Origin of the sequence: Janibacter terrae NBRC 107853 (genome assembly GCF_001591405.1) — a bacterium.
Lineage (GTDB): Bacteria > Actinomycetota > Actinomycetes > Actinomycetales > Dermatophilaceae > Janibacter > Janibacter terrae.
The window spans coordinates 1366119-1372287 of record NZ_BCUV01000007.1; the positions used below are offsets into that span (position 1 = coordinate 1366119).

Here is a 6169-nt window from a genome sequence, read left to right on the forward strand (position 1 = left end):
AGGACAGGCACTCCCGATGATCAGGCTCGACGGCGTCACGAAGCAGTACCCCGACGGCACGGTCGCCGTCGACGACCTCAGCCTCACCGCGCCCGACCGCGCCATCACCGTCCTCGTCGGTCCCTCGGGCTGCGGCAAGACGACCACGCTGCGGATGATCAACCGGATGATCGAGCCGACCTCCGGGTCGGTCACCATCGATGGGCAGGACGTGCTCGCGATGGACGCGGCCGAGCTGCGGCGCGGGATCGGGTACGTCATCCAGCACGGTGGGCTCTTCCCGCACCACACCATCGAGCGCAATGTCGCGGCGGTGCCGCTCCTCCTCGGGGTCGGCAAGCGCGAGGCGATCTCGCGGGCTCGCGAGCTGCTCGAGCTCGTCGGCCTCGACCCGGCTCTCGGCCGGCGCTACCCGACCCAGCTCTCCGGCGGCCAGCAGCAGCGCGTCGGCGTCGCCCGCGCGCTCGCCGCGGACCCGCCGGTGATGCTCATGGACGAGCCCTTCTCCGCGGTCGACCCGGTCGTGCGGGAGCAGCTGCAGGACGAGTTCCTGCGCCTGCAGGCAGAGCTCGGCAAGACGATCGTCATGGTCACCCACGACATCGACGAGGCGATCAAGCTCGGCGACCACGTCGCGGTGCTCCAGGTCGGCGGCCGGATCGCCCAGCTCGCGCGCCCCGCGGAGCTGCTCGCCCACCCTGCCGACGGGTTCGTCGCCGACTTCCTCGGTCGGGACCGCGGGTACCGGGCCCTGGGCTTCGAGCACGCGCGGATCCCCGCGCACGACGAGCCGACGATCGTGCTGGGCGCGCCGGTCGCAGAGGCCACCGCCGCGGCCGGCCCCGACGGCTGGGTCCTCGTCGTGGACGGGCAGCGGCACCCGCAGGGCTGGGCCCGACCGGCCGACCTCACCGGGCACGCCACCGTCGAGGCGGACGGGCTGTCCCTCGGTGGCACGCTCGCCCGGCTCGACGGGCCGCTCCGTGCTGCGCTCGACGCGGCGCTGTCCTCGCCCAGCCGCCGCGGCGTGGTCGTCGACGGCGACGGCGCGCTCGTCGGCACCTGCCGGGCGACCGAGGTCCTCTCGGTCATCGAGTCCCGGGAGCGGCCGCGCGACCCGGGTGCGGTCGCATGAGCTGGATCCTCGACCACCTCGACGACATCCTGTCGTTGACGTTGCGGCACACGTGGCTCGCCGGGGTGCCGCTCGTGGTCGGGCTGCTGGTCTCCCTTCCGCTCGGGTGGCTGGCCAACCGGCACCGCCGCATCCGCGGGGCAGTCATCGTCTCCGCCGGGCTGCTCTACACGGTGCCCTCGCTGGCGCTCTTCGTCCTGATGCCCCTCGTGCTCGGCACCGGCATCCTCGACCCGGTCAACGTCGTCGTCGCGATGACGATCTACACCGTGGCGCTGCTCGTGCGCTCGGTCGTCGACGGGCTCGGGTCGGTGCCCGAGGAGGTCGCCCGATCGGCCACGGCGATGGGGTACACGCCGGTCCGGCGGTTCTTCGGTGTCGACCTGCCGCTCGCCGTCCCCGTCATCGCCGCCGGCCTGAGGGTCGCGGCGGTGAGCAACGTGTCGATCGTGTCGATCGCCTCGCTCATCGGCGTCAGCCAGCTCGGAGACCTGCTCGTCGACGGGTACAACCGCGCCATCGGTGGCGAGCTCGCCGCCGGGATCCTCGGCTGCGTGCTGCTCGCCCTCGTGCTGGACCTCGCGATCCGGGCCCTCGAACGGGTCCTCACGCCGTGGCGACGGGCCGGGCAGGGGGGCTCCGCATGATCGCCTCGATCCTCGACTGGCTGACGAGCGGCGCCACCTGGTCCGGGGCCGACGGCATCGGCGCGCGGCTCCTCGAGCACACCGGCTACACGCTCATCGTGTTGCTCATCGCGGCGGCCATCGCGATCCCGGTCGGCCTGTGGATCGGGCACACGGGCCGCGGCCGGTGGCTCGTCACCGCGGCCAACGCGGTGCGCGCGGTGCCGACGCTCGGTCTGCTCTTCGCGTTGACGCTCGTGCTCCTGCCGCGGCTGCCCGGAGACGCCGCCTTCCTCGTGCCGAGCATCATCGTCCTCGTGCTGCTCGCGATCCCGGCGATCCTCTCGGGCGCCTATGCGGGTGTCGAGGCCGTGCCCCCGGCGGCGCGGGACGCGGCCAAGGGCATCGGCATGACCGGTCGACAGGTGCTGTGGCAGGTCGAGCTGCCCATCGCGCTGCCGCTGCTCATCTCCGGCCTGCGCGCCGTCGTGCTCCAGGTCGTCGCGACCGCCACCGTCGCCGCCTACGTGGGGCTCGGCGGTCTCGGTCGCTTCCTCATCGACGGTCTCGCCGTCCAGGACTACGCGAGCACGGCGGGCGGCGCGATCCTCGTGGCGCTGCTCGCGCTGGCCCTCGACGCCCCCTTCGCGCTGCTCGAGCGTCTCGTGGTCTCGCCGGGACTCACCGGTCGATCCCGCCCCCTTCGATCCTCGTCACCCACCCGTACCGCACCCGCAGGAGGAACCCCATGACCCCCGTCCGAACCCCGCGCCGTCCGCTGCGCACCGCCGCGCTCGCCCTGACCATGGTCGGCGCGCTCGGCCTGTCCGCCTGCGGGGGCGGCAGCGACCCGCTCTCCAGCTCCTCGAGCTCCGACGCCGCAGGCGAGAGCGGTGGCGACGTCGTGGTCGGGTCCGCCGACTTCTCCGAGTCGACCCTGCTCGCGCACATCTACGCCGGCGCGCTCAAGGCCGACGGCGTCAACGCCTCGACCAAGACTGGCATCGGCTCGCGCGAGGTCTACCTCAAGGCGCTCGAGGAGGGCTCGGTCGACGTCATGCCCGAGTACACCGGCGCGCTCGCCCTGTACTACGACAAGAAGTTCTCCGAGAGCGACCCGGACAAGGCGTACGACGCCCTCACCGAGGTGCTGCCCGAGGACCTCACCGTGCTGGAGAAGTCGGCCGCCGAGGACAAGGACGCCGTCGTCGTCACGAAGGAGACGGCCGAGTCCAAGGACCTCAAGACCCTCGAGGACCTGTCCGAGGTCGCCGGTGAGATGACCCTCGGCGCGCCGTCGGAGTTCAAGACCCGCATCCAGGGCGTCCCCGGTCTCAAGGACGAGTACGGCATCGAGTTCAAGTCCTTCCGGCCGCTCAAGCCGGGCCAGGCGACCAACGGCGCCCTGAAGAACGGGCAGGTCCAGGCAGCCAACATCTTCACGACCGATCCGACCATCGTGGAGAACGACTTCGTGGTCCTCGAGGACCCCAAGAACCTCTTCGGCTCCCAGAACGTCGTGCCGCTCGTCCGCGGCGAGGTCGAGGACCAGGTGGCGAAGACCCTCGACGAGGTGTCCGCGAAGCTCACGACCGAGAAGCTGCAGGAGATGCTCAAGAAGACCGACATCGACAAGGAGGACCCGGACCGGGTGGCCGCCGACTTCCTCGCCGAGGAGGGCCTCGACTGAAGATCTGCGGGTCTGGTGACGTAGGTCACGAACAGTGTGGGGAACATTCCGAGGACGTTGACGCTTCAACTTTCTGATAGTTCAAGCAACAACGAAAATCGGAGGCACCACCCCATGGACATCATCGTCCTCATCGCCCGCATCCTCTTCGCCGCGATCTTCATCGCGTCCGGCATCGGGCACCTGACCCAGAGCGAGGCGATGGCCGGCTACGCCAAGTCCGTGGGTGTCCCCGCGGCCAAGCTCAGCGTCATCGTCTCCGGCGTGCTCATGCTCGTCGGGTCCCTCTCGGTCATCCTCGGCGTGTGGGGCGACCTCGGGTCGCTGATGATCCTCGTGGCCGTCGCGCCGATCGCCTTCCTCATGCACAAGTACTGGACGGCCGAGGGCGAGGCCCGCATGAACGAGCAGGTCCAGTTCAACAAGACCCTCTCGCTCGCCGGTGGTGCGCTCGCGCTCTTCGCCCTCTTCGTGCTGGTCCCAGAGCTCGGCCTCACGGTCACGGGCCCGCTGCTCTGAGCTGAGCCCCGCATGACGTCAGCCCCGGCCGAGTGGCCGGGGCTGACGCATGTCCGGAGCGCTGTCGGTGGTCGCACCTAGTGTTGGTTCATGGCGCAGGATGCGGCGGTCCGAGCGGGACTCCTCGACGGAGTCCTCTCAGCGGCGCGTGCGCTCGAGGACACGGGCGAGTCGTGGCGTCTGGCCGATCGAGAGGTCGAGGCGGCGCTCGCCGCGGTCGGTCGAGCGCGGCAGCTCCTGGAGGTCGCCGAGGTCACGCTGGTGCGCGAGGGCGTCGGGCGCGGGCTGCCCGCCGAGTCGTCGTGGTCGCCGGTGGACTGGGTCGCGCGATGCGAAGGGGGGTCCGCCCCGGCCCCCGACGTGCGCCACTCGGCGAGGGTCGTCCGGGTGGCCGAGGCCGGTGACGCCGGTCTGGCGGGTAGCGGAGTGGGGGAGCCACCCGCTGCAGCGGTCGTGGCGGCCTTCGAGGCAGGGGACCTCCCGCTGGCGAAGGCCGACCAGCTGGTGCGCTTTCACACCGCCGTCGCGCCGGTGGCTGATCCCGAGGCGCTGGAGCACGATCTCGCGGCGCTCCTCCACGGGGCGCGCGACGAGGTCCGACCGGCCGGTCCGGACGGGCGTGCCGACGAGCGGGTCCGCGGGCTGACCGAGAAGGAGCTCGGCGCCGCGATCACGTTCGCCGGTCGCATGCTCCGCCCGAGCAAGGAGCTCGAGGACGAGGAACGGGCGGCGCGCGCGGGGCGGACCTTCACCAAGAGCGAGGGGCCTGCTGGTCTGTCGACGTACCGGGTGACGCTGGACAGCGAGGGAGCAGCAGTGGTCGATGCCGCGATCGCTACGCGTTCCGGGCCGGTCACGGGACCGGATGGTCGACGCGACGAGCGAGCGGCCACGCGGCGCCGGGCCGACGCCCTCGTGGAGCTGTTGCGGCAGGCGACCGCTGCACCGGGTGACCGCCCCAGTGGTGACAAGGGGCAGGTGATCGTGACCGTCGATCTGCAGACCCTGCTCGACGGGCTGCGCGGCGGTGGGCTCACCGCCTCCGGGCAGGTGCTGTCGCCGGCCGTGGTGCGCAGGATGGCTTGCGACAGCAGCATCATCCCGGCCGTGCTCGGCACCCGGGGCGAGATCCTCGACCTGGGACGCGCCGCCCGGTGGTTCACCGCGGCGCAGAAGCGGGCGATCTGGTTGCGGGACAAGGGGTGCACCTTCCCGGGGTGCACGCGCCCGCCGCAGTGGTGCGATGCGCACCATGTGCGCTGGTGGTCGCGCGGTGGGGGCAGTGACATCAGCAACGGGGCGCTGCTCTGCGAGTCGCACCACACCTATGTGCACACCCACGACCTGACGGCCACCATCACCGCCACGCACGTGACCTGGCACGTCTAGCGACCTCGCCCCGCACCCGGCCATCCGCGGCCGGGTGCCGAGGTGTGTGTCCATCCGGTGGTTTGCCGACAGTGGAGGGGCCGACGACGAAGGGGGCTGCGCACCGTGGTGCGCAGCCCCCTTCGCAGGGTCGTCCGGGAATCACTCCCAGGACGGGTTGGCGTTCTTCTTCGCCAGGTCCGACATGTGCGTGTCATCCGATGCAGGCGCAGTGGGTGCGGGGGCCTCCTCGGCCTGGTCCTGCGCAGGTGCGGTCTCGTCGACCGTGGCTTCCGCGACCGGGGTCTCCTCGACGGTCTCGCCAACGGGAGCCTCGGCCTGCGGGGCCTCCGGGGTCTCCGGGGCGGCGGCCGGAGCGCTGGTCTCCCACGAGGGAGCTGCGTTCTTGGCGGCGAGGTCGCTGTCGCTGGCGGCCGGGACAGCCGGAGCCGGTGCCTCGGACTTCGGCTCTTCCGCCTTGGGTTCTTCCGCCTTGGGCTCCTCGGCGGGGGCCTCCTCCGCGACGGGCGCGGTGGTCTCGGTGGCCGTGGCCGCAGCCGCCGGGGTCGCCGCCGGACCGCCGGACTCCCACGAGGGAGCTGCGTTCTTGGCGGCGAGGTCGCTGTCGCTGGCGGACGGAGCCGGTGCCTCGGTGGCCTGGACGTCGGGCTCCGTGACCTCTGCCTGCGGCTGCTCGGCCGGAGCCTCAGCCGCTGCGGGCTCGGTCGCCGGTGCCGCTGGAGCGCCGGTCTCCCAGGAGGGGGCGGCGTTCTTGGCTGCGACGGAGTCGTCGGCGGCAGCAGGGGCCGTCGCCGCCGGCTCCTCGGCCGT

At 72.0% G+C, this 6169-nt stretch carries 6 protein-coding genes and 1 pseudogene; 6 read left to right on the forward strand and 1 reads right to left on the reverse strand.

Annotated features, from left to right (window positions below; all coding sequences use genetic code 11):
• Positions 1 to 16: 16 nt before the first annotated feature.
• The 6 genes from JT1_RS16315 to JT1_RS16340 all read left to right on the forward strand — a co-directional run bounded on the left by JT1_RS16315 (position 17) and on the right by JT1_RS16340 (position 5359).
• Positions 17 to 1135 (forward strand): ABC transporter ATP-binding protein, encoded by a 1119-nt coding sequence (locus tag JT1_RS16315; protein WP_068328971.1) that lies wholly within the window; start codon positions 17 to 19, stop codon positions 1133 to 1135.
• Positions 1132 to 1782: an ABC transporter permease gene (locus tag JT1_RS16320; RefSeq protein WP_068328976.1), complete on the forward strand. Its 651-nt coding sequence runs from the start codon at positions 1132 to 1134 to the stop codon at positions 1780 to 1782. The genes JT1_RS16315 and JT1_RS16320 overlap by 4 nt, the downstream gene beginning before the upstream one ends.
• On the forward strand, positions 1779 to 2513 hold the full coding sequence (locus tag JT1_RS16325; protein WP_068329414.1) for an ABC transporter permease: 735 nt from the start codon (positions 1779 to 1781) through the stop codon (positions 2511 to 2513). The genes JT1_RS16320 and JT1_RS16325 overlap by 4 nt, the downstream gene beginning before the upstream one ends.
• Positions 2510 to 3451: an ABC transporter substrate-binding protein gene (locus JT1_RS16330; RefSeq protein WP_068328979.1), complete on the forward strand. Its 942-nt coding sequence runs from the start codon at positions 2510 to 2512 to the stop codon at positions 3449 to 3451. The genes JT1_RS16325 and JT1_RS16330 overlap by 4 nt, the downstream gene beginning before the upstream one ends.
• A 114-nt stretch (positions 3452 to 3565) precedes the next feature.
• A complete protein-coding gene (locus JT1_RS16335; protein ID WP_068328981.1) occupies positions 3566 to 3970 on the forward strand; it encodes a DoxX family protein in 405 nt (134 codons plus the stop codon).
• Positions 3971 to 4060: 90 nt separating this feature from the next.
• Complete coding sequence (locus JT1_RS16340; RefSeq protein WP_068328982.1) at positions 4061 to 5359, forward strand: HNH endonuclease signature motif containing protein; 1299 nt, start codon at positions 4061 to 4063, stop codon at positions 5357 to 5359.
• 141 nt (positions 5360 to 5500) lie between these two features.
• Here the strand turns inward: JT1_RS16340 and JT1_RS16345 are convergent.
• Positions 5501 to 6169 (reverse strand): annotated as a pseudogene (locus tag JT1_RS16345) (iron-sulfur-binding reductase); the annotation flags it as partial.